This is a genomic window from Cronobacter turicensis (assembly GCF_041222865.1).
Classification (GTDB): Bacteria; Pseudomonadota; Gammaproteobacteria; order Enterobacterales; family Enterobacteriaceae; genus Cronobacter; species Cronobacter turicensis.
The window spans coordinates 1,796,156-1,816,615 of the sequence record NZ_CP165997.1; the positions used below are offsets into that span (position 1 = coordinate 1,796,156).

20 protein-coding genes are annotated in these 20,460 nt (G+C 59.5%); 10 read left to right on the forward strand and 10 right to left on the reverse strand.

The genetic code is table 11. The features are described from left to right. The first annotated feature begins 122 nt into the window (after positions 1–122). On the forward strand, positions 123–734 hold the full coding sequence (gene emtA / locus AB8W27_RS08655; RefSeq protein ID WP_041923645.1) for a membrane-bound lytic murein transglycosylase EmtA: 612 nt from the start codon (positions 123–125) through the stop codon (positions 732–734). Here emtA and AB8W27_RS08660 read toward each other — a convergent pair whose 3' ends face one another. Next, positions 735–1,466, reverse strand: coding sequence for a flagellar brake protein (locus tag AB8W27_RS08660; RefSeq protein WP_015741539.1), 732 nt, complete (start codon positions 1,464–1,466; stop codon positions 735–737). 217 nt (positions 1,467–1,683) lie between these two features. On the opposite strand from AB8W27_RS08660, the gene AB8W27_RS08665 reads away from it, so the two are divergent. Further along, entirely contained in the window at positions 1,684–1,938 is a 255-nt protein-coding gene (locus AB8W27_RS08665; RefSeq protein WP_007698637.1) for a GlsB/YeaQ/YmgE family stress response membrane protein, read from the forward strand. A 72-nt stretch (positions 1,939–2,010) separates the two neighbouring features. On the opposite strand, the gene AB8W27_RS08670 is transcribed toward AB8W27_RS08665, so the two are convergent. The 4 genes from AB8W27_RS08670 to AB8W27_RS08685 form a co-directional block, all read right to left on the reverse strand. Next, the gene (locus tag AB8W27_RS08670; RefSeq protein WP_041923644.1) at positions 2,011–4,128 is read right to left on the reverse strand and encodes a TonB-dependent siderophore receptor; all 2,118 of its coding nucleotides are present in this window, start codon (positions 4,126–4,128) and stop codon (positions 2,011–2,013) included. A gap of 195 nt (positions 4,129–4,323) precedes the next feature. After that, positions 4,324–6,225: an alpha,alpha-trehalase gene (locus tag AB8W27_RS08675; RefSeq protein WP_015741536.1), complete on the reverse strand. Its 1,902-nt coding sequence runs from the start codon at positions 6,223–6,225 to the stop codon at positions 4,324–4,326. A gap of 132 nt (positions 6,226–6,357) precedes the next feature. Further along, positions 6,358–7,377 (reverse strand): LacI family DNA-binding transcriptional regulator, encoded by a 1,020-nt coding sequence (locus AB8W27_RS08680; RefSeq protein ID WP_041923643.1) that lies wholly within the window; start codon positions 7,375–7,377, stop codon positions 6,358–6,360. Continuing rightward, the gene (locus AB8W27_RS08685) at positions 7,374–8,111 is read right to left on the reverse strand and encodes an MBL fold metallo-hydrolase (RefSeq protein WP_015741534.1); all 738 of its coding nucleotides are present in this window, start codon (positions 8,109–8,111) and stop codon (positions 7,374–7,376) included. Before AB8W27_RS08685 ends, AB8W27_RS08680 begins: the two co-directional genes overlap by 4 nt. A 153-nt stretch (positions 8,112–8,264) precedes the next feature. Here AB8W27_RS08685 and AB8W27_RS08690 point away from each other — a divergent pair, with 153 nt between their 5' ends. From AB8W27_RS08690 to AB8W27_RS08705, 4 genes are read left to right on the forward strand one after another with little or no spacing between them, the layout of a single operon-like run. Next, on the forward strand, positions 8,265–9,236 hold the full coding sequence (locus AB8W27_RS08690; protein ID WP_041923642.1) for an ABC transporter ATP-binding protein: 972 nt from the start codon (positions 8,265–8,267) through the stop codon (positions 9,234–9,236). Between the two features lie 29 nt (positions 9,237–9,265). Next, on the forward strand, positions 9,266–10,411 hold the full coding sequence (locus AB8W27_RS08695) for an extracellular solute-binding protein (RefSeq protein ID WP_015741532.1): 1,146 nt from the start codon (positions 9,266–9,268) through the stop codon (positions 10,409–10,411). A 56-nt stretch (positions 10,412–10,467) separates the two neighbouring features. Further along, the gene (locus AB8W27_RS08700) at positions 10,468–11,301 is read left to right on the forward strand and encodes an ABC transporter permease (protein WP_041923641.1); all 834 of its coding nucleotides are present in this window, start codon (positions 10,468–10,470) and stop codon (positions 11,299–11,301) included. A 5-nt stretch (positions 11,302–11,306) separates the two neighbouring features. After that, positions 11,307–12,158, forward strand: a complete 852-nt coding sequence (locus AB8W27_RS08705) for an ABC transporter permease (RefSeq protein ID WP_369833010.1) — start codon at positions 11,307–11,309, stop codon at positions 12,156–12,158. 3 nt (positions 12,159–12,161) lie between these two features. On the opposite strand, the gene AB8W27_RS08710 is transcribed toward AB8W27_RS08705, so the two are convergent. Further along, positions 12,162–13,559, reverse strand: a complete 1,398-nt coding sequence (locus tag AB8W27_RS08710; protein WP_041923640.1) for a PLP-dependent aminotransferase family protein — start codon at positions 13,557–13,559, stop codon at positions 12,162–12,164. Between the two features lie 124 nt (positions 13,560–13,683). Here AB8W27_RS08710 and AB8W27_RS08715 point away from each other — a divergent pair, with 124 nt between their 5' ends. Both AB8W27_RS08715 and AB8W27_RS08720 read left to right on the forward strand, forming a co-directional pair. Then, positions 13,684–14,163, forward strand: coding sequence for a carboxymuconolactone decarboxylase family protein (locus AB8W27_RS08715; RefSeq protein WP_015741528.1), 480 nt, complete (start codon positions 13,684–13,686; stop codon positions 14,161–14,163). A gap of 255 nt (positions 14,164–14,418) precedes the next feature. After that, positions 14,419–15,126 carry a phage antirepressor KilAC domain-containing protein gene (locus AB8W27_RS08720; RefSeq protein ID WP_041923639.1) on the forward strand — a complete coding sequence of 236 codons (708 nt, stop codon included), beginning with the start codon at positions 14,419–14,421 and terminating at the stop codon, positions 15,124–15,126. 159 nt (positions 15,127–15,285) lie between these two features. On the opposite strand, the gene AB8W27_RS08725 is transcribed toward AB8W27_RS08720, so the two are convergent. Continuing rightward, positions 15,286–15,882, reverse strand: coding sequence for an NAD(P)H-dependent oxidoreductase (locus tag AB8W27_RS08725; protein WP_015741526.1), 597 nt, complete (start codon positions 15,880–15,882; stop codon positions 15,286–15,288). A gap of 113 nt (positions 15,883–15,995) precedes the next feature. Between AB8W27_RS08725 and AB8W27_RS08730 the strand changes: the two genes are divergently transcribed. Then, positions 15,996–16,583, forward strand: coding sequence for a TetR/AcrR family transcriptional regulator (locus AB8W27_RS08730; RefSeq protein ID WP_041923638.1), 588 nt, complete (start codon positions 15,996–15,998; stop codon positions 16,581–16,583). A 164-nt stretch (positions 16,584–16,747) separates the two neighbouring features. Next, positions 16,748–17,530, forward strand: a complete 783-nt coding sequence (locus AB8W27_RS08735) for a DUF3750 domain-containing protein (RefSeq protein ID WP_015741524.1) — start codon at positions 16,748–16,750, stop codon at positions 17,528–17,530. 128 nt (positions 17,531–17,658) lie between these two features. Here the strand turns inward: AB8W27_RS08735 and AB8W27_RS08740 are convergent, their stop codons facing one another. The 3 genes from AB8W27_RS08740 to pth all read right to left on the reverse strand — a co-directional run bounded on the left by AB8W27_RS08740 (position 17,659) and on the right by pth (position 20,363). Then, positions 17,659–18,327, reverse strand: a complete 669-nt coding sequence (locus AB8W27_RS08740; protein ID WP_015741523.1) for a YecA family protein — start codon at positions 18,325–18,327, stop codon at positions 17,659–17,661. A 220-nt stretch (positions 18,328–18,547) separates the two neighbouring features. Next, the gene (ychF, locus tag AB8W27_RS08745; protein WP_007762127.1) at positions 18,548–19,639 is read right to left on the reverse strand and encodes a redox-regulated ATPase YchF; all 1,092 of its coding nucleotides are present in this window, start codon (positions 19,637–19,639) and stop codon (positions 18,548–18,550) included. 139 nt (positions 19,640–19,778) lie between these two features. Then, positions 19,779–20,363, reverse strand: coding sequence for an aminoacyl-tRNA hydrolase (gene pth / locus AB8W27_RS08750; protein ID WP_041923637.1), 585 nt, complete (start codon positions 20,361–20,363; stop codon positions 19,779–19,781). Positions 20,364–20,460 lie beyond the last annotated feature (97 nt).

The window sequence follows — 20,460 nt, forward strand, 5'->3', positions numbered from 1 at the left end:
CCTTGCTGACATACCAGGCGAAACCGCTATCATGCCGCTAACCTTAGCGGTTGTCATCCGGATGCCTGCGCGGCCTCCCGGCGTGATGCGTCGTTTAGCACTGATATCGAAAGGAAAGTTGCGTGAAATTAAGATGGTTGATGTGGTTAGTGGTGTTCCTCGCCGGGTGTTCTTCCACGCCGGATTATAAAAACCCGCCCTGGAACCCAGAGGTGCCGGTGAAACGCGCAATGCAGTGGATGCCGATTACCGAAAAAGCCGGCAACGCCTGGGGCGTGAGCCCGCGTCTGGTGACGGCGATTATCGCGGTGGAGTCCGGCGGCAACCCGACTCTCGTGAGTAAATCCAACGCCGTTGGCCTGATGCAGATTAAAGCGTCCACCGCCGGGCGCGAAGTCTACCGTTATATGGGCTGGAGCGGTCAGCCGACATCCAACGAGCTGAAAAACCCGGAGCGCAACATTTCGCTCGGCACTGCGTATTTAAGCATTCTTGAGCACGGCGTGCTGAAAGGCATCGAAGCGCCGGAAACCATGCAGTATGCGCTGGTGGTCTCTTATGTGAATGGCGCGGGCGCGCTGCTGCGCACCTTCTCCTCCGATCGCAAAGCGGCGATTGAGAAGATTAACGACCTGAGCCCGGATGAATTTGTCGAACATGTCGCGAAAAATCATCCGGCGCCGCAGGCCCCGCGTTATATCTGGAAAGTGCAGCAGGCGATGAACGCCATGTAATCAGCGCACCCGGCTGGCTTTTTCCCGGGCGATACGCTCCAGCGCGAAGATAATGCGCTGGAGCTCGCGCTCAGTGCCCGGGCTTACGTTTAAGAAGCGAAAGCTCAGGCGCGGCGTGGCGATGGTCTCGTTTTTACTGTCCACCACTTTGCGCTCGCTGATGGTTAACAGCTGCGCGTCGACGCGAAATTTTCCCCACTCCAGCAGATCAAGCTCCAGCGGCGAGAACTGCATACCCGCTTCCAGCCCTTCCGGCAAAGCGCCTTCCAGCAGCGTTCCCATGCCGCCGAGCGACAGATCCTGCAGGCGGCCGCGAAACAGTTTGCCGTCCGGCATCCGCGCCAGGCTGTAAAATTGCGGCTGCACCGGCGCCGTGATGCGAAAATGCTCGCGGCGCTGCACAAACCAGACGGCTTCCGGCAGCGGGGCGACAAAGGCAGGCAGATCCTGAAACTCCCCGACGTTCAGCGCAGGCAGATTAAACTCCACCTTCGCGCCCTGGGCTTCAGCGCTGAACTGGATATTTTTCGCTTTTTGCACGGCCTGGTTTTCGCCCGTCTGGCTGCCGAAATCCAGCACCAGCTGTTCCGGCGACGCCTCAAGAATACGGCTGATAAACTGCCAGCCACCCCAGGAGAGGCGGATCGGCGCCTGGCTTTTTTGCAAGTCGCGTAAAATCCCCAGCACGGCCAGCGGATTTTGCTTCAGAAACTGCTCACTGTAATTGCTCACGTCGCGTGATTCCTCAGATGACTGACAGAGAGATGTGGACGGTTATCGGCCCGCTCGTCCGAAACTTAAGATTTATCCTAAAATATATTTATTTCAGTATGAGGATAATCCGAGCTTACCGGAAGAATGTTTTTTTATTACCTATACTTGAACCACTTCGGTTTGTCGCGCTTTGCGCCAGACCATTCAGTGAGACTTAACCAAGAGGGTGGAGACTATGGGTATTTTGTCATGGATCGTATTTGGACTTATTGCGGGCATCATCGCCAAACTGATCATGCCGGGCCGTGACGGCGGCGGTTTTATTCTGACCTGCGTGCTCGGTATTGTCGGTGCGGTGGTCGGCGGCTGGCTGGCGACGTTCTTCGGGATTGGCGGCAGTGTGACGGGCTTTAACCTGCCGAGCTTCCTGGTGGCGGTGGTCGGCGCCATTGTGGTGTTGCTGATTTTCCGCATGCTACGCAGGGATTAAAAAACGGTCCCTGCGGACCGTCTGAATCAGCCAGAGAAAACGGCCCCGCGGGGCCGTTTTTTTACGTCTGAATCAGAAATCGTAGCCGACTGTAGCGGTCACGCTCCGCTCCGCGCCCCAGTAGCAGTTAGTGGTATAGCAGCCGGAGATATAGTCGCGATCGGTCAGGTTATTGGCCGTCACCTGTACAAATGCGCCTTTCAGCGCGCTGTTCCACGCGCCGAGATCGGCTTTCACCATCGCATCCACCAGCGTTACGGAAGCGACGCGGCGGGTGTCCTGGTCGTCCGCCCACTGTTTGCCGATGTAACGCACGCCCGCGCCCGCGCTGATACCGTAATCAAACTGATAATGCGCCCAGAACGACGCCATCTGATCCGGCGTCAGCAGCGGCGTATTGCCATCTTTCCCGCCGAGAGAATCTTCAAAACGCACGCGATTCCAGGTGTAGCCCGCAATGGTGCTCAGACGCGGCGTCAACTGGTTGCGCGCTTCAATCTCCACGCCCTGCGATTTCACGTTGCCGACCGCCTGGTAGCTGGAGGTGGCGATGTTCTCATCGCGCTGGGAGACATCTTTCTGCTTCAGATCGTAGAGGGCAATGGTGTACATATCCGACGTGCCCGGCGGCTGATATTTCAGGCCGCCTTCATACTGTTCAGAGGTGCTCGGCTTCAGCATATCGCCGCGCGCGTCATACAGAATCGACGGCGTAATCGCCTGGCTGTAGCTGATATACGGCGACAGGCCGTTTTCAAAGGCGTAGAGCAGCGAGGCGCGACCGCCCACGTGGTCATCCGAGCGGCGAATCGTCGTACCCGCAGTGTCGCTGACCTGTTTCGCCACAATACGGTCATAACGCCCGGAAAGCGTGGCGTGCCAGCGATTCCAGGTCATCTCATCCTGCAAATAGACGCCGGTCTGGTAGTAACGACGGTTAAAGTCGTTGGTCGAGGTGATGACGTGACCGGTCTGCGGTGTATAGCCGGTGAACGGGTTATACGGCGCGGCGGTGCCATAAGCGCCCTGAATGTCATTACGGAAGCGATGATATTCCGCCCCCAGCACGGCCGTGTGATTCACCTCGCCCGTGGCGAAATCGGCCTGCAAACGGTTGTCGGTTGACCAGGCGTTCAGCGACTCCTGATACCCGACATAACCGCGGGAAAGGGTGTTGGTGTCGCCAATCCAGCCATTCTGGTAAACCTGAGCCAGCGAGGCGTTGCTGTGGGTATAACTGCCGCTGGAGTGTACTGACCAGGTCTCGTTAAAGCGGTGATCAAACTCCGCGCTGTAAATCTGCTCGCGGCGCTGATAACCATCGCCCGGATCGCCTTCGTTATAGCTCGGGCTGACTTTGCGGCCATTGTGGGCGTAGAGCGAGCCTTCGGCGGGCGACGAGCCGTGATAACCGCCGGACGGATCTTTTTGCAGATAGGCGCGCAGCAGCAGGCTGGTATCGCTGTCCGGCTGCCAGAGCAGAGAAGGCGAAATGGCGTAGCGCTCCTCGCGCGTGTTGTCGTACTGCGTATCGGTGTTGCGGGTGATACCGATAATGCGATAGGCCCACTGATCGTTAATCGCGTCCGTGTAATCAAACGCCGCGCTTTTCGTATTCTGCGTACCGGCGGAGAGACGGAAGTGACCTTCGGAATCGAACTGCGGACGCTTAGCGGTGAGATTCACCAGCCCGCCCGGAATGGTCTGGCCGTAAAGGGCGGAAGACGGGCCTTTGATAATATCCACGCGCTCAATAAACCACGGATCGATTTGCAGCACGTTATGGCTGCCCCCGTCGCTCATAAGCCGCATGCCGTCGAGGAAGATATTGTCCACGTCGCCGCCGTGAAAACCGCGTAGCGCCAGCGCGTCAAAGCGGGTCGCGCCGCCGCCAACATTAGAGAAGACGCCAGGCGTGTAGTTGAGCGCCTGCGTAAAGGTGCTGGCCCCCTGATCCTCCATCTGCTGGCGGGTGACCACGGAAACTGACTGCGCGGTGGTGATCAGCGGCTGATCGGTTTTGGTCGCGCCCGTACTGCTTTTTACCGTATAGCCTTCGGTGGGCGAGGCGGCGGTTTGCGCGGGAGCGGCGCTTACGGTGATAGTCTCTTCGGCGAACGTGGCGTGAGGCGCGGCCAGCGCCAGCGCGCACAGCGCTGCGGAGCGTTTCAGGGTTAAAGCCATGGTCATTGTTATCTTCTCTGGTTGCCAGCTGCTCCCTGCGTGACAGGGACGTAACGAGATGTAATAAAGAATGCGAATTATTATCGTTAACAACAAAAGATACAACTAACAGAATTGGCGGGGAAGATATATTCGGGAGGGGATGACGCGGCAGAAGTAAAAACTGCCCTCGTGAGAGGGCAGTGTCGTTGAGGAATGGCGTTACTGTGCCGGAGCCGGAGCCGGAGCCGGAGCCGGAGCCGGAGCCGGTGCCGGTTGCGTGCCGGATTTTTCCGGCGCGGCAGGCGCGGCTTCAGCAGGCGCTTTTTCGCTGGCCGGTGCTGGCGTTTCCGTTTTTGCTGGCGCAGAGGTTTCCGCTTTCGCCGGTGCAGCCGCCTCTGCCGGTTTACTCAACATTTTCCCTTCCTGCTGCTGTGGCGCGCGCTCGCTCCCCGGACGGTTCTGCGGCACGTTGTCGCACGGTTTTTCAGTACCGCACAGCAGGTCGAGCATTTTCAGCGTCACGCCGTTGGTCCAGCCGAAGCCGTCCTGGAGCGGGTATTCACCGCCGCCGCCGCCGCCCGTACCGGTAGAGGAGACGTCATATTTCTCCACCAGTTTCTGCTCGCGATTATAGGTATGCTGAACGTTGGTCAGGAACCGCCAGGTGACGTCCATCGCCAGATCTTTCTGCCCGTAATTCATCAGACCTTCGGTGGCGACCCATTGCAGCGGCGCCCAGCCGTTCGGCGCATCCCACTGCTGGCCGGTCTTCTCGGTGGTAGTGACAATGCCGCCCGGTTTCAGCAGCTGCGCGCGGGTCGCGGCCGCCACTTTCTCGGCGCGATCCTGCGCCGCTGCTTTCACATACAACGGGTACAACGCCGCAGCGGTCAGCTGATCGCGCACTTTATTGGTTTTCAGATCGTAATCCGCATACCAGCCATGTTTCGCGTTCCACAGATGGGTTTCTATCGCCTGCTGACGCTGGCTCGCGAGCGATTCATAGCGGGCGGCGCCTGCGCTGTCGCCAGCGGCTTTGCTGGCGCGCGCCAGGGTTTTCTCCATCTGGAACAGCAGGGCGTTGAGATCCACCGGCACGATGCTGGTGGTACGGATAGAGCCGAGCTGTTGCGGGTTATCCATCCAGCGCGAGCTGAAATCCCAGCCGGACGCCGCGCCCGCGCGCAGATCGCGGTAGATATCGGTGGCCGGGCGATCCGGGTTATTTTTGGCGGTGGTCACGTCATCGAGCCAGGATTCGGTACGCGGCGCGGCGCGATCGTCCCAGTAGCGGTTCAGCACCGCGCCATCTTTCAGTTTCACCACGCGCTCGTGGGCATCGCCAGGCGCCAGATTTTCGCTGCCTTCCATCCAGTACGCGTACTCTTTCTGCAACTGCGGCAGATATTTTTTCAGCGTCTCGTCGCCGCCGTCATGGGTGGCCAGCAGTTCCACCATGAAAGAAAAGAACGGCGGCTGGGAACGGCTTAAGTAGTAGCTACGGTTGCCGTTCGGGATATGGCCCCAGGCGTCGATTTCATGGGCGAAGTTATCGACCATATCCTGCACTTTATCCCAGTGGTTGCTCTCGGCGAGCCCCAGCATGGTGAAGTAGGTGTCCCAGTAGTAGACCTCGCGGAAACGCCCGCCCGGCACCACATAAGGCTTCGGCAGCGGCAGCAGGGAATCCCATTTGCTGGCGGAATCCGTCGAGCGGGTCAGCACCGGCCACAGGCCGTCGATATGCTCGCGCAGGCTCTGTCCGGCGGGCGGAACATAGGCTTCGCCTTTCTGCGGCAGGGTAAAATTCAGCTCAACGAAATGGCGCAGGTCAAAGCCTGACTGGTTACGCTGCATACGGTAATCGGCCAGGATCATCAGCGGATCGCTGTTCGGCACCGCGTCGGCGAAGGTCTTCTGATCGGGGAACAGCTTCGCGCTCTGCACATCCGTAAACAGCGGGCCGAGAAGCTGGTCCGGCGGCTGCGGCGCGGTGCGCTCGGCGCCCGGCGCATCTTCCGCGCTGGCGGGCAGGGTGGAGAAAGCCAGCAGCGCGCCGCTAAGGGCGACCTGAATGGCGAAAAACAGCGTCCGGGGACGGCGCGTGACGGATTGTGACATCAATGAATTCTCCTTAAGGGGCGCAGCGCACACCACTGCGAATCAACCATATGAAAACCTTAGACGAATATTCCCGTTTCGAGAGTGGGTAAAGGGGATATTTCTGTTTTTCGCCTCCGGTTCAGCCGTGGTTTAACTCTGCCGTGGCGACGTGCGCCGGTGTATAAGCGTCACGGGCACCCGTTCGATGCGCGCCGGGCCATCCGGATGCCGGGCGCGTTCGGCAAGCGTCGTCAGCGCCCGCGCGGCAAGCGTCGTCACATCCTGATCGAGCGTGGTGAGCTGGTAAGCCTCCCAGGCCGTTTGCGGCGTGTTATCGAACCCGATCAGATGAAAATCCCGCGGCGCGCTTTTCCCCAGCCGCCGCATACCATCGAGAAAGCCGCAGGCGAGCTGCGCGTTGGCGCAGAAAATGCCGTCCGGCAATGCGCGCGCGTCGAGCGCCGCCGCCAGCCCGCCCTCGTAGCCCTCCTGCGGCGCGTGAAGCGTCGTCACGTGCGTCTCCACGCTGACGCCGCGCGCGCCAAGCGCTGTCAGAAACGCCGCGCCGCGCTGCTGTCCGGCCCAGGTCGAGTGTTGATAGTTAAGCCAGCCGAAGCGCTGACAACCCGCATTACGCAACTGAACGGCGGCAAGCGCCGCGCCTTGCGCGTTGTCAGAGCAGACCGTATCCACCGTGGCGCAGGCAGGCGGGCGGTTGATGCCCACCACCGGGATCTGATGCTGTACGCACTCCTTGACGATAGCCTCCGGCGGCTGGCCGGAGGTCACCACCACGCCAGAAACGCGGTACTGCATAAAGCGGCGCAGGGTTGTTTCAAGGCCGTTCGCGTCGGAAATCTCCGTCACCAGCGCCTGATAACCGCGCCGTGAAATGGCATTAAGCAGCGCCTCCAGCAGCGCGCTGCGAAACGGATCGCCGATGCGCGCGACCACCACGCCGATAAGCTGGCTGCGCTGGCGGTTCAGCCCTTGCGCCAGAAAATTGACCTGATACCCGAGCTCAGCGGCGGCGGCCAGCACCCGCGTTTTGGCGTCCGGCGAAATGCTGCCGCTGTCGCTGAACGCGCGGGAGACCACGGCGCGCGAGACGCCCGCCCGCGCGGCGACATCCTGCGCCGTGACGGTCCCCCGCGGCTGGCGCGGCTTCATGGGCGCGCCAGCGTGTATTGCTGACCCTCTTCAACGAAAAACAGCGCCGGATGGCGCGCGCAGGCGTCGCGAATAGCCGGAATATCCGCTTCCCGGCAGTGATAAAGCCCCAGCGCGGGCAGCCGCAGGCATTCGCACACCGTCAGGCAGGAGGGGAAATCGCCGTGGGAGGCGTCATCGTCCAGCGCCTGCCAGGAGGCGCACTCCTGAAACGCGAGCGTCGCGCCCGCCATCAGCGCCAGGCTGTCGGGCGTCGGCCTGCCGTCGCCGCTGTAGAACAGCGCCGCGCCGTCCGCATCGATGCGCAGCGCCCGGCACGGGATCTCATGCTGGGTCGGCGCGCTGCGGATGCGCCAGTCGCGCCACGCCATGTCGCCGGTGATATCCCGCCAGTCGATGGCAAAACAGAACGTCGTCTGCGGCCAGACCGCCAGCAGCGCCTGCTGCTGCAACACCGCGCGCTGGTCGGGCTGGCAGTAAATGGTGAGCGGCTTCACGCGCCCGACGCTTTTCCACTGGTTCAGCAGCGGGGCCAGCCCCGCGCAGTGGTCCGGATGCACATGGGTAAACCAGATGACATTGATGGCGTTAATATCGGTCTGTCGCTGCCAGAGCGCGCGCGGAATGGTCGGGCCGCAGTCAACCAGCCACTGCCCGTCGCCCTTAATTAATATCGCGGAGGTATTTTGCTGCGTGGCGAAAGCGCTGCCGCTGCCGAGCACATCGATAATCATTTTCTCACCTGTTTTATCGCTCACTTAATTAAATTGTCACAAAGGCGCGACAAAGTAGGCGCCTATCATGTCGGGGCGAGGTTGCAATTTTTTTACAGCGCAATGAACACGTGTTCATTGATAAAAAAACGCGCCGGAACGCAGGTGGAAAGAATGAGTTATTTACAGATATCGCAATTAACGCTGCGCTACGGCGACAATACCGTACTGCATGGGATTGATTTACCGGTGGATCGCGGCGAGATGATCGCGCTGCTCGGCCCCTCAGGCTGTGGGAAGACCACGCTGTTAAATGCGCTGTGCGGATTTGCTGAGGTGAATAGCGGCGATATTCTCCTGGGCGGCAGAAATATTACCGCGCTGCCGCCGGAGCGGCGCAATATTATTATGGTCTTTCAGAGTTACGCCTTATGGCCGCATTTAACGGTGGCGCAAAATATCGGTTTTGGATTAACGGTGCGTAAATTACCGAAGGCCGATATTCAGGCTCGCATTCAAAAAATGCTGGCGCTGGTGAAATTATCCGGCTTTGAAGAACGCAAAATCAGCGCGCTTTCGGGCGGCCAGCGGCAGCGCGTGGCGCTGGCCCGGGCGCTGGCGGTGGAGCCGGATGTCCTGGTGCTCGACGAGCCGCTTTCCAACCTCGACGCCCGCGTGCGTCTCAGCGTGCGCCACGAAATCAAAACCCTGCAACAGCAACTCGGCTTTACCTCGCTCATCGTCACCCACGATCAGGAAGAGGCGCTGGTCATGGCGGATCGCGTGGCGGTGCTGAACCAGGGGCGCATTGAGCAGACCGGCACGCCGCAGGCCATCTGGCAGCAGCCGGCGACGCCGTTCGTAGCCGACTTCATGGGCGCGACCAACCGCCTGCAGACGCAGGCGGAGATGGTGTGCTTTCGAAGCAGCGACGTGACGATAAGCGCCGGGCAAGCGGCTGCGTCGTGCGCCGGACTGACGCTTGACGGCGTTATTGAGCAGAGCGCGTTTATGGGCCATCAGTACCGGCACAGCGTGCGGGTCAGTCAGCAGTTAATTCAGGCGGACAGCCCGCAGTGCTGGCCCGTCAACGCCGCCGTCGCGCTGCATGTTCCGGCGCAGGCGCTGCACCGTTTTCATTCGTAATTTTTTACTCACACAGTCGGGGATATCTCATGTTTGCGAAAACCACTCTTGCGCTTATGGCGGCGCTTTCGTTCGGGACGGCGGCCAGCGCGCAGGCGGAAACGGTACTGAACGTGGCGACGGCGGGCGACCAGAATATGGTCGATTACGTCAAAACGTTCCTGGCGCCCCGTTTTGAGGCGACCCATCCGGACGTCACCATTCGTGTAGTCGGCACGGGGCCAGGGGACGCGGGCTCGAACAAAATTATCGAAAAACTGACCGCGCAGCAGCAGAGCGGGGCTGCGCAGTGGGATATGGATGTGGCGGTGGTGCACCAGAAAGCGGGCGGAGAGCTGGTGCAAAAAGGGCTGCTGGCCGCGTTTCGCGACCAGATCCCCACCGGGAAAATGGTCTCCCAGGAGAGCGCGCGCACTGCGCTTGGCGTTAACGTGGACGGCTATGTAATGCCGATGTTCCTGAGCCAGACAGCGCTGGCGTATAACAGCGAGCTGGTGAAAACGCCGCCTGCCTCTTATGACGAACTGGTGCAGTGGGCGCAGAAAAACCCGAAGGCGTTTGGCTATAACGGCATCAAAAACGGCATGTCTGGCGTGAGCTTCGTGGTGGGCTGGATCTACGCTTACGGCACCGACGCGGCGCGTCTCAGCGCGCAGCCGTACGATAAAAGCGTCGAGAAAAGCTGGGCGCCCGCGTTCGAAAAACTCAAAGCCTTTAACCAGAACGTGACCTTTACGCCGGGCAACGCCGGGACGCTCGACATGCTAAGCCGTGGTGAAATCGCCATGGGCCCGGTGTGGGTGGATATGTTTTACAGCTGGAAAGATCAGGGCAAAGTGCCGCCGTCAATGAAGCTCGCGCTGATTGCGCCGGGAATGCCGGGCCAGCCGATGTATTACGTCGTGCCCGCCAAAGCGGCGCAGGCAAAACTCGCCAGAGAATTCATCGCGCTCGCGACCAGCCCCGAGGTGCAGGCGCAGGGCATTGTGAAGCAGTTCAACTGGTATCCGGGCATCGACGCGCAGTATGTCAAAGCGCAGCTCGACGCGCCGACCTGGCAGAAACTGTTTGCTGAAATTTCGCCGCAGACGCTGGCCCGTTATGGCAAAAGCTTCCCGATAGCGCCGTACTTTGACGACATCAAAGAAGGCTACGAAAGCCAGGTATCAAACTGATCCCCCGCGCCCGGCGGCCACGTCGGGCGCTTTCCGGTGACTATGCGGAATTGCCGATGAAACACTCCCTTCGTTACGGCCTGCTGGTGGCGCCTGCCGCGCTGCTGACCGCCGTGCTGTTTTTATACCCGCTGGGCTTTTCGCTGGCCTCGGCGTTTATCACCGATGCCCCGGCGTTCACGCTGGCGCACTTTACCAAAGTCGTTGACCTCTACTCGCAGGACATTCTGTTCTCGCTGGTGATTGTGCTGGTCTCGGTGGCCGTGCTGGCGCTGATTGCCGTGGCGCTCTCCGGCGTGATTGTGCTCTCGCCATACCGCGGGCTGGCGCGCGCTTTCGGGCTGCTCTACCGGTTGCCGCTGTTTATTCCGTTTATCGTGACGGCGCAGATGATGCGCACATTTCTCGCCAAAAACGGCCTGATGAATAACGCGCTGGTGGCAAGCGGGCTTTTCATGCCGCTGGAAACCGTCTCGTGGCTTGGCTGGAAAGGCATCCTTATTACGTTCGTCTGGAAACAAATGGCGTTTGTGACTCTACTGACCTGCGGGGCGATGGCCTCGGTGGAGCCGGCGCAGATCCAGGCGGCGAAAAATTTCGGCGCCTCGCGAACAAGGATCCTGTTGCAGGTGCTGTTGCCGCAGGCCTTGCCGACGCTTGGCGTGGCGCTGGTGCTCTCCACCGTCACGATGCTCTCGGTGCTGTCGGTGCCGCTGATGATAGGCACCGGCACGCCCACCATGATGACCGTCGATATGGCGTTCCGCGTCAGTTCCTACGGCGATTACCACGTGGCGAACGCGCTGGGCGTTATTTCGTACCTGATATGCGCGCTGCTGTCGTGGTTTTACCTGCGCCATACGCTTAAAGAAAAAGGAGCCCACGCATGAGCCCGATGGCTGACAATACGCTCGTGGCCCCGGTGCGGCGCGCGCGCCTGACGCCGTTTCGCGCAGGCCTCTTCTGGCAGACGCTGCTGCTGGTTTTGCTGATGCTTATCCTGCTCGGCCCGGTGCTGAACCTGCTTATCTGGTCGGTGGCCGAGAGCTGGTACTTTCCGCACGCGCTGCCTGCGCAGTGGGGGATGAAATACTGGTCGCAGGTATTCAGCCCGTACAGCGATGTCTCCGGCTCGCTGCTCACCAGTATCGGCGTCGCGCTGCTCACCGTGGCGGTGTGTCTGGCGGTGGCGGTGCCCGCCGGCTACGCGCTCTCGCGCCGGGGAATGCCGCTGCGTTTCTTCTTTATGCTGCTGTTTCTGATCCCGCAGGCGTTTCCGGGGCTCACGGTCTACATGAACGTGGCGCGGCTTTTTTATGAGTGGGGGCTGAACGGGACGGTGACGGGCGTGGTGCTGGTGCACAGCGTTCACGGCATGATGTACGCCATCTGGATAAGCGTGGCGGCCTTCAGCAGCGTCGATCCGCTGCTCGCCCGCGCCGCGCGCAACCTCGGCGCGAGCGCGACGTATACCTTTTTTCGCATCGTGCTGCCCCAGGCGGCGCCCGGTATTATCGCCGCCAGTATTTTTGTGTTTCTGGAATCGCTGGATGAGTTTACCGGCGCGTTTTTCGTCGGCGCGCCGGATATCAGCACGCTGCCGCTGCTGCTTTATAACGCCAGTATGTCCGGCAACTACCAGATCTCATCCATTACCGCGCTGATCCTGCTGGTGCCGTCGGTGGTGTTTATGCTGGTGGTGAATAAATTCATGCGCCCGGAGATGCTTTCAAAGCTCGGCAAGTAGCCTTTATGCATCTGCGCCGAGCAGCGTCTGCGTCGCATGGCGGGCGCGCGTGAAGAGGGCGGCGGCTTCTTCTGCCGAACGCAGACTGGCGTAGCCGATAATCAGCCCATAGCGTTTGTCGGGTCGCCGGTACCAGGGCGACAGCGCGCTTACGTGCAACTGGCGCTGCTGCCAGAGGCGGGCAAGCGCCTCGTCGCAGGTCGCGGTTTTCAGATACGCCACCACGTGCATCCCGCCATCCTCCAGCGGGGTCTCAAACACGCCGGGGTAAACGGCGTGCAGCGCCGTGATAGCCATCGCGCGCCGCTGCTGGTAAAGCGCGCGCATTTTCCGCAGGTGCGTATAGAACTCGCCTCCGGTGAGAAACGCCGCAAGGATCTTTTGCATCAGCAACGGCTGACCGCCCGTCAGCAGCGCGCCGCTCTGCAGAAACGCGTGCCGCGCCGCGCGCGGCATCACCAGATAGCCGATGCGCACCGACGGCATAATGGTTTTACTGAAGGTGCCGATGTAAATCACGCGATCGTCGGTGTCGAGGCTTTTAAGGGACGGCAGCACGTTGCGGGTGAAGTGAAATTCGCCGTCGTAATCATCTTCCACAATCCATGCGTGATGGCGCGACGCCCACGCCAGCAATTGCTGTTTACGCGGCAGCGACAGCGACACGCCAAGCGGGCTGTGGTGCGTCGGCGTGACAATCGCGAGCCGCGCGTCCGGGTGGTGGCGTTGCAGATAATCCACCTGTAAGCCCTCGTTATCCACCGGCACGGCGTAGAGATGCGGCGTGAGCGTTTTCAGTAATCGCTGGCCCAGGAAATAAGCCGGGTCTTCCATCGCCACGCTTCCTTCACGGCCCAGCAGCGCCTGCACAGTGAGCAGCAGATTGCCGCGATAGCCGTTCGTGATAAAAATATCGTCGGCTGTGCACGCCACGCCGCGTGACAGGGTCAGGTAACTCGCGATAGCGGCCCGCAGCGGCGCGTAACCCGCGACCGGCGGGTTCACCATCTCTTCCGGGCGCATGGCGCGCGTCGCTCTCGCGCTCAGCAACAGCCACTTTTTATAAGGAAATTGATCCAGCGAGGGAAGTCCGGGGCGCAGAAATCCGTCATGTTCGTCAGACGCCAGCAGAGCGTCGTCATCACCCGTTACCGCGGGCGCTGTCTGCGCCAACTGCGCAGGCACCGTGAGCGCCGGATTCACCAGCGTGCCCTGCGGGCCGCGGCTCACCAGATACCCTTCGCCCACCAGCACCGCGTAGGCCGCCTCCACGGTTTTCTTCGCCACCTGTAATTCCTGCGCCAGCACGCGGATCGACGGCACGCGATCGCCCGGCTTCAGAAGCCCGTCGTGGATATTCTGGCGGTAGCGCTGGTAAATCTCGCGATAGCCTGGCTTCATGTCCTGCCTCATTAAACGTTTTTTGACCCTTTTTACTATGTCATGGGCCCGTATGATAGACGAGAAGAATCTGACGCATTCCGCATCGCGCGGGGTGCTTTCTCTTGTGATGTAAGGAGTTTCCATGAGTACGCGCGTAAACCATTACCAGGCCGCTCCGGCGCTGGTCAACACCCTGATGAACGCCAGCGCGGCGCTGAAAAAAAGCAGCCTGGCGCCTGCGCTCAAACACCTCATTGATCTTCGCGCCTCGCAGCTTAACGGCTGCGCGTTTTGTGTCGATATGCACGTGAAAGAGGCGAAGATGGCGGGCGAGCGCGAACTGCGTCTGTATCATCTGCCGGTGTGGCGCGAATCGCCGCTGTTTAGCGCGCCGGAGAAAGCGGCGCTGGCCTTAACGGAAGCGATGACACACATTGGCCAGGAAGGCATCAACGATGCGCTCTACCATGAAGCGCGCGCGCATTTCTCCGAAACGGAGATCGCGGAGATTGCTTTTGCCATTGCCATTATCAATAGCTGGAACCGTCTGCAACTGGTGTCGCAAATGGCGCCCGGCAGCCAGGACGCGGCGTTTGGTCTGGAGCGCGCCGGGCTCGAATAACCTTTTTTGACGTCTGAAAAGCCCGCACTGGCGGGCTTTTTTTATGGGCGCTGGTGGCGGGCATCGCGGAGGGTTAGCGGGAAGGGCTTAATTTTTAATCACATAGCAGACCACACGTCTCAGGCCGCGTCTCGCCTGAAACTTAAGTAAAACCGCTTAAAAAATCTACTGGATATTTAACCAGGTCACTGTATACTATTTCTACAAAGCACCAGGTGTTGTTGTAATTGAGTCAGTGAATGAGTGGTGAAACCTATGATGATTCCGCTGGAAAATCTTAATGCTCAGGATCAATCGGTCACAATGAGCAGCCGTGAAATCGCGACGTTGACAGGTATTGCCCACAGTGAAGTGAAGCGCATGATTAAAAGCCTGGAAACGGCGCAGCGTCTGTCCCAGCCCATCGGCATTAATCTGTACGAGCGGGAAGGGGAGATGCGTCAGGAGTTCTTGTTGAATAAACGCGACTCGTTGCTCACGGTGGCGCGCATTTCGCCTGCGTTTACCGCCGAAATGCTCGATCGCTGGCAGGAGCGCGAGCGTAACGCCAGCCTGCCGGACTTTACCAACCCGGCCGCCGCCGCGCGCGCCTGGGCCGAGCAGTATGAAAAGCGTCAGCGGGCGGAGCAGCAGCTGGCTCTCTTCGCCCCTAAAGCCGAGTTTTTCGACCGTTTCGTACAGGTCGAAGAGTCGCTTGGCTTTCGCCAGCTGTGTAAAATGCTGAAGGTGAAGGAGCCGGAATTCCGCCAGTTCCTGCTGGAGCGCAATATTATGCAGCGCGCCAATGGGACGCTGGTGCCGCAGCATCACCACCTGCAGGCCGGTTACTTTACGCTGCGCTCAGGCGTGGGCGAAAACCTGCATACGTTCGCCCAGCCGCGCTTTACGGCACGCGGCGTGAAATGGGTGGCGAGCCTCTGGGCCGCGCACCTCGCCGCACAGACCAACGGCGCCGCGGCCTGACGGCCCGGCGCGCTGTGAACGCCCGGCGGCGTTTCCTTACGCTTTCCGCCTGTGATTATCCGCAGGCGCAGACGGCATAAACGCGACGCGCCGGGACAGTTTTCTCCCGCTTTGTTTTCCCCACTGAACCGTTCTGCAAACCACCATGTCTGATGCGCGTTACACTGGCGCGGTAAAAATTCTCGCGCCCAGCGCGCGCGCCTGTTCCAGGGCGACGTCCGGCGTGCTGAGATCCGGCAGAAACAGCGTCTCGTTCGTCACAACCGGCGCGCCGCAGTAATCAAAAATCCCGTGGACAATTTGCGCGTCCCAGGCCTGGTGATAACCATGTTTATCGTAGGTTTTGCGATCCGCGCCGCCGATGCTCACCAGGTGCACTGGCAAATGTCCCAGTTTTTTGACTACCTTCCCTTCCGGGCTCTCTTCATACGCCCAGCCGTTCGCGAACACGCGATCGATCCAGCCTTTCAGCAGGCCCGGCATTGACCACCAGTACACCGGAAAGACCAGCACCAGCGCGTCGGCGTTATCGATGCGCGCCTGCTCGCGGGCGACGTCCGGCGGCAGCGGCGCGGTTTTCATAAACGCCGCGTAGTCGCTCTCGTTGAAGACCGGGTTAAAGCCCTCGCGGGTGAGATCGGCGATGTCGGCGCTGTTTTCGCTGTGGGTACTGGTAATACCTTCAGCCAGCGCGTGCGCTACGCGGTGGGTCAGGGATGACGCTAACGGATGGGAAACGACGATTAATGCGTGCATATTCACTCCTCCTGCGTTGCCATCAGGCGATGACAGACGTAATCTGATATACCAAAGGTAACCTACCCTTAGTAAGTTACTTTTAGTAGGTAATGCTGTCAAGGAGAATACGTATGACCGAAAACCGCACGCGCCAGCGGTTGAGCCGCGAGGCGCGTCACACCCAGTTGACCGAAGTGGCCTGGCTGATTATTCGTGAAGAAGGCACCGAGGCGCTGACGCTCGGCAGACTGGCGGAACGGGCGGGCGTCACTAAGCCGGTGGTTTACGATCATTTCACCAGCCGCTCTGGCCTGCTGGCGGCGCTTTATCATGAGTATGAAGTGCGCCAGAACCGCAAAATGGACGAGGCTATCGCGCGCACCCCACCTGAACTGACGCCGCTTGCCGCCGTGATCGCCGATGCCTATATCGAATGCGCGTTGTTACAGGGGCGCGAAATGCCGAACGTGATGGCGGCGCTCACCGGCACGCCGGAGCTTGAAAAGCTGCGCCAGGATTACGCGGTCGATTTCATTGCAAAATGCCGCGCGCTGTTTGCGCCGCTACGGGCGGATAACGCGCTGCGCGACGCCGCGCTGTGGGCGATGTTCGGCGCCGCCGAAGGGCTCTCCTGGGCCGTGACGATTGGCGCGATTGATGCCGACCAGGCGAAAGCGGAATTGCGCGACGCGATTGTCGGGATGGTGGAGAGGAAATAAGCCGCAAGTGATGGAAATAGCGCCCTGTCACTGCAGGACATTTTCACTCGCCAGTCGTCTGGCTTGTTGTGCCATCCGTAGCACAAAACGGGCTATGCTGGATATAAACACAGCGTTAGGATAGCGTCATGTCATGACGTATTTTTAACCGTAACTGGCCCCGCATGTTGCTTATCAAAACGCTTTCATTGAGTTTTCTTTGTATCACCCTGCTGTCGCTTGCCGCGAGCGTCGGACGGACGTTATATCACCACGATCCGCAGGCGCAGCGAGGATGGTGGGCTGCCCGCAGCGATTCCGCCGGACTGGCCCCCGATCCCCGGAAAAACGCCGGGCTGGCGGTGGTACAGGTTTACGCCGCCCCGACCTGGGGCTGGAAAGGCGTGGTAGCGGTGCATCCGTGGATAATCTATAAGCGCGCCGGGGAAACGCACTATAACCGCTATGAAGTGATTAGCTGGGGCGCGGGTAAGAAAGTGAGACGCAACCAGAACGCGCCGGACGGCTACTGGTACGGATCGAAACCCCGCCTGCTGGCCGATCATCGTGGGGCGAAAGCCGAAGCCATGATCCCGCAGATTGAAGCGGCTATCGCCTCCTGGCCGTGGCCAGAGACCTATCGCGTCTGGCCTGGCCCAAACAGTAATACGTTTATCGCTCATATTGGCCGGGAAGTCCCGGCGCTAAAGCTGGATATGCCCGCCAACGCTATCGGTAAGGATTTCCGCTCGCTGCGCCATGTTGTTGGCTTACCGCCGTCAGGACGCGGCGTTCAGGTTTCTGTCCTGGGCGTTGCAGGGATCACACTGGGTGTGGAAGAAGGGGTTGAGGTCAACATCCTGGGGCTGAGTATGGGCGTGGATGTGTCGCCGCTTAAACTTCGACTGCCCTTTATTGGCGGGGTGGGAAGGGATAATTTGCAGAAGAACAGGGAAGGCGACGAATAAATAATAGACAAACCGTTCCATTACTTTTTTATCAGGCTTATCCGTCCCGTAAGCGATGGCTTATCGCGAAATCGCCGATGATGCTTTCGCCGCGCCCGTAAAAAAATGCGCCCGCAGGCGCATAGTGTTCAGTGCAGGCAGCACTGCTTGTATTTTTTACCGCTGCCGCAAAAACAGGGATCGTTGCGCCCCGGTTTTTGCTCGGCAACGATCGGCTGCTGCGGCTCAGGCACCGCTTGCGGCTGCGCAATCCAGTAATCGTGGAGCGCCAGCGCGGCAGGGCGGATCGCGGCAAAACGCGCTTCCATCTCTTCCGGGGAAAGCGCCTCCAGCTGCGCGAAGTTCTCTTCCTTGCCGTGCAGGGCGATGGCGTCCAGCGCGGGCTGTAAATCTTCCGGCAGCGACGACCAGTCGCTTAGCCCCACGCCGCGCAGATAGCCAAAGCACCACTCTTCAACGACGGTGAAATCCTGGCCTTCGGTCTCGCGCACGCCAAACAGCGGATCGAACTGATCGGGAAACTCCGCGAGGCGATCGGCGATATCGTTCATATGCTGGAAGCACAGCTCCATAAAACGGTTCATCTCACGCTCGTTGCTCCAGCGCGGAATGTGGTTTTGTCCGCCCCAGAGCGCCACCAGCCATTCGCTCGGCTCAATGGTTCTCGGGCCGGAAAGCACGGCGGTCAGCAGACCATCCAGCTCGGCGACATCCACAATCGAATCCTCGCTGCCATATTTTTCCAGCATCTCGTCAAGCCATTGCAGCTCTTTCTCGGTCAGCGGGCCTTCTTTCATACTGTTTCCTCCTGGGCACTTACGTTTACGACCGCGGCAGTGTACACGCTTATGACCTGATGTTAGCCATAAATCTGGCCGCAGCAGGTTTATTGGCGGGAACAGCGTCGATCTCAATACTTCAGAAACATCGATATAAAAAGAAAAATCCACGCCGGAGCGTGGATTTTAATAACGCTATCTCATGAGGGGGAATACCGCCTCATAAGGTGAAAGAGGATTAGACGTTGAACAGGAAGTTCATGATGTCGCCGTCTTTCACAATGTATTCTTTCCCTTCGGCGCGCATTTTGCCCGCTTCTTTCGCACCCTGTTCGCCTTTGTAGGTAATGAAATCGTCATAGGCGATGGTTTGCGCGCGGATAAAGCCTTTCTCGAAATCGGTATGGATCTTACCGGCCGCCTGCGGGGCAGTCGCGCCGACCGGGATGGTCCAGGCACGCACTTCTTTCACGCCAGCGGTGAAGTAGGTTTGCAGGTTCAGCAGGGAGTAGCCCGCGCGGATGACGCGGTTCAGGCCCGGCTCTTCCAGACCCAGCTCCTTCATGAACTCGTCGCGATCTTCGTCGTCGAGCTCAGCGATATCGGATTCCACCGCGGCGCACACCGGCACCACGACAGAGCCTTCTTTCTCGGCAATCTCACGCACCTGGTCCAGGAACGGGTTGTTCTCGAAACCGTCTTCGTTGACGTTCGCGATGTACATGGTCGGTTTAAGCGTCAGGAAGCTCAGGTATTTAATGAGCTCTTTCTCTTCTTTGCTCAGATCCAGCGCGCGCAGCATACCGGCGTTCTCAAGTTGCGGCAGGCATTTTTCCAGCACGGCCAGCTCAGCTTTGGCGTCTTTATCGCCGCCTTTCGCTTTCTTGGAGATACGGTGAATGGCGCGCTCGCAGGCGTCGAGATCGGAGAGCGCCAGCTCGGTATTTATAGTATCAATATCTTCCGCCGGGTTTACTTTGCCCGCGACGTGAATGATGTTGTCGTTTTCGAAGCAGCGCACCACGTGGCCGATGGCTTCGGTTTCACGAATGTTGGTCAGAAACTGGTTGCCCAGGCCTTCGCCTTTGGACGCGCCTTTCACCAGACCGGCGATATCCACGAATTCCATCGTGGTCGGCAGAATACGCTGCGGCTTCACGATCTCGGCGATTTTATCCAGACGCGGATCGGGCATAGGCACGACGCCGGTGTTCGGCTCAATGGTACAGAACGGGAAGTTCGCCGCCTCAATACCTGCTTTGGTCAGCGCATTGAACAGAGTGGATTTACCGACGTTCGGCAAGCCGACGATACCGCATTTGAATCCCATGGTTTACATTACCTTAATTGCTTGTTTATCACGGGGTTAAAATTAACCCGATGATGAGAAATGATGTTATTTGGCTATTATACACGTAACAGGCGCGCAACGGGGGAGAAATCGCCCTCGCGACGCGCCGCCGCGCGGTTTATTGCGCTTTAAAACTGTGCAGTCGATTGGTGGCTTTGGTTAAGCCATCCTGCAGCCAGATTTCGGTGCAGCGCGCCGCTTCGTCCACGGCGTCGTCAATCAGCTTTTGCTCGCTGACCGGCGGTTTGCCGAGCACAAACCCGACAACTTTGTTTTTATCGCCCGGATGACCGATACCGAGGCGTAAACGGTGAAAATTGGGGTTATTACCCAGCTTGCTGATGATGTCTTTCAGGCCGTTATGCCCGCCATGACCGCCGCCTAACTTAAATTTCGCCACGCCTGGCGGGAGATCGAGCTCATCATGCGCGACCAGGATTTCATCCGGCGCGATGCGGTAAAACGTGGCCATCGCCGCCACGGCTTTGCCGCTCAGGTTCATAAATGTGGTGGGCACCAGCAGACGCACATCGTTGCCATTAATGTTGATGCGCGAGGTATAGCCGAAAAACTTGGCTTCCTCTTTCAGCGGCGCGCGAAAGCGATCCGCCAGCAGATCCACATACCATGCGCCCGCGTTATGGCGAGTGGCGGCATATTCCGCGCCCGGATTCGCCAGCCCCACAATCAGTTTAATCGTCACGTTACTGTTCCTGAATACCTCTGTTTGCGGCGTAGTTTACTGTGGTGTCGCGCAGATCACAAAACCACGTCGCTCCGCTTAATGAAAATCAATAATC

Excerpts from the sequence above, each read along its gene's own strand:
- AB8W27_RS08740 (WP_015741523.1), bottom strand. The coding sequence starts at position 18,327 with ATGAAAGAAGGCCCGCTGACCGAGAAAGAGCTGCAATGGCTTGACGAG.
- AB8W27_RS08695 (WP_015741532.1), top strand. The coding sequence starts at position 9,266 with ATGTTTGCGAAAACCACTCTTGCGCTTATGGCGGCGCTTTCGTTCGGG.
- AB8W27_RS08710 (WP_041923640.1), bottom strand. The coding sequence starts at position 13,559 with ATGAAGCCAGGCTATCGCGAGATTTACCAGCGCTACCGCCAGAATATC.
- AB8W27_RS08685 (WP_015741534.1), bottom strand. The coding sequence starts at position 8,111 with ATGATTATCGATGTGCTCGGCAGCGGCAGCGCTTTCGCCACGCAGCAA.
- AB8W27_RS08730 (WP_041923638.1), top strand. The coding sequence starts at position 15,996 with ATGACCGAAAACCGCACGCGCCAGCGGTTGAGCCGCGAGGCGCGTCAC.
- AB8W27_RS08675 (WP_015741536.1), bottom strand. The coding sequence starts at position 6,225 with ATGTCACAATCCGTCACGCGCCGTCCCCGGACGCTGTTTTTCGCCATT.
- AB8W27_RS08690 (WP_041923642.1), top strand. The coding sequence starts at position 8,265 with ATGAGTTATTTACAGATATCGCAATTAACGCTGCGCTACGGCGACAAT.
- AB8W27_RS08705 (WP_369833010.1), top strand. The coding sequence starts at position 11,307 with ATGGCTGACAATACGCTCGTGGCCCCGGTGCGGCGCGCGCGCCTGACG.
- AB8W27_RS08720 (WP_041923639.1), top strand. The coding sequence starts at position 14,419 with ATGATGATTCCGCTGGAAAATCTTAATGCTCAGGATCAATCGGTCACA.
- AB8W27_RS08715 (WP_015741528.1), top strand. The coding sequence starts at position 13,684 with ATGAGTACGCGCGTAAACCATTACCAGGCCGCTCCGGCGCTGGTCAAC.
- AB8W27_RS08670 (WP_041923644.1), bottom strand. The coding sequence starts at position 4,128 with ATGACCATGGCTTTAACCCTGAAACGCTCCGCAGCGCTGTGCGCGCTG.
- AB8W27_RS08725 (WP_015741526.1), bottom strand. The coding sequence starts at position 15,882 with ATGCACGCATTAATCGTCGTTTCCCATCCGTTAGCGTCATCCCTGACC.
- AB8W27_RS08665 (WP_007698637.1), top strand. The coding sequence starts at position 1,684 with ATGGGTATTTTGTCATGGATCGTATTTGGACTTATTGCGGGCATCATC.
- AB8W27_RS08680 (WP_041923643.1), bottom strand. The coding sequence starts at position 7,377 with ATGAAGCCGCGCCAGCCGCGGGGGACCGTCACGGCGCAGGATGTCGCC.
- ychF (WP_007762127.1), bottom strand. The coding sequence starts at position 19,639 with ATGGGATTCAAATGCGGTATCGTCGGCTTGCCGAACGTCGGTAAATCC.
- AB8W27_RS08700 (WP_041923641.1), top strand. The coding sequence starts at position 10,468 with ATGAAACACTCCCTTCGTTACGGCCTGCTGGTGGCGCCTGCCGCGCTG.
- AB8W27_RS08735 (WP_015741524.1), top strand. The coding sequence starts at position 16,748 with ATGTTGCTTATCAAAACGCTTTCATTGAGTTTTCTTTGTATCACCCTG.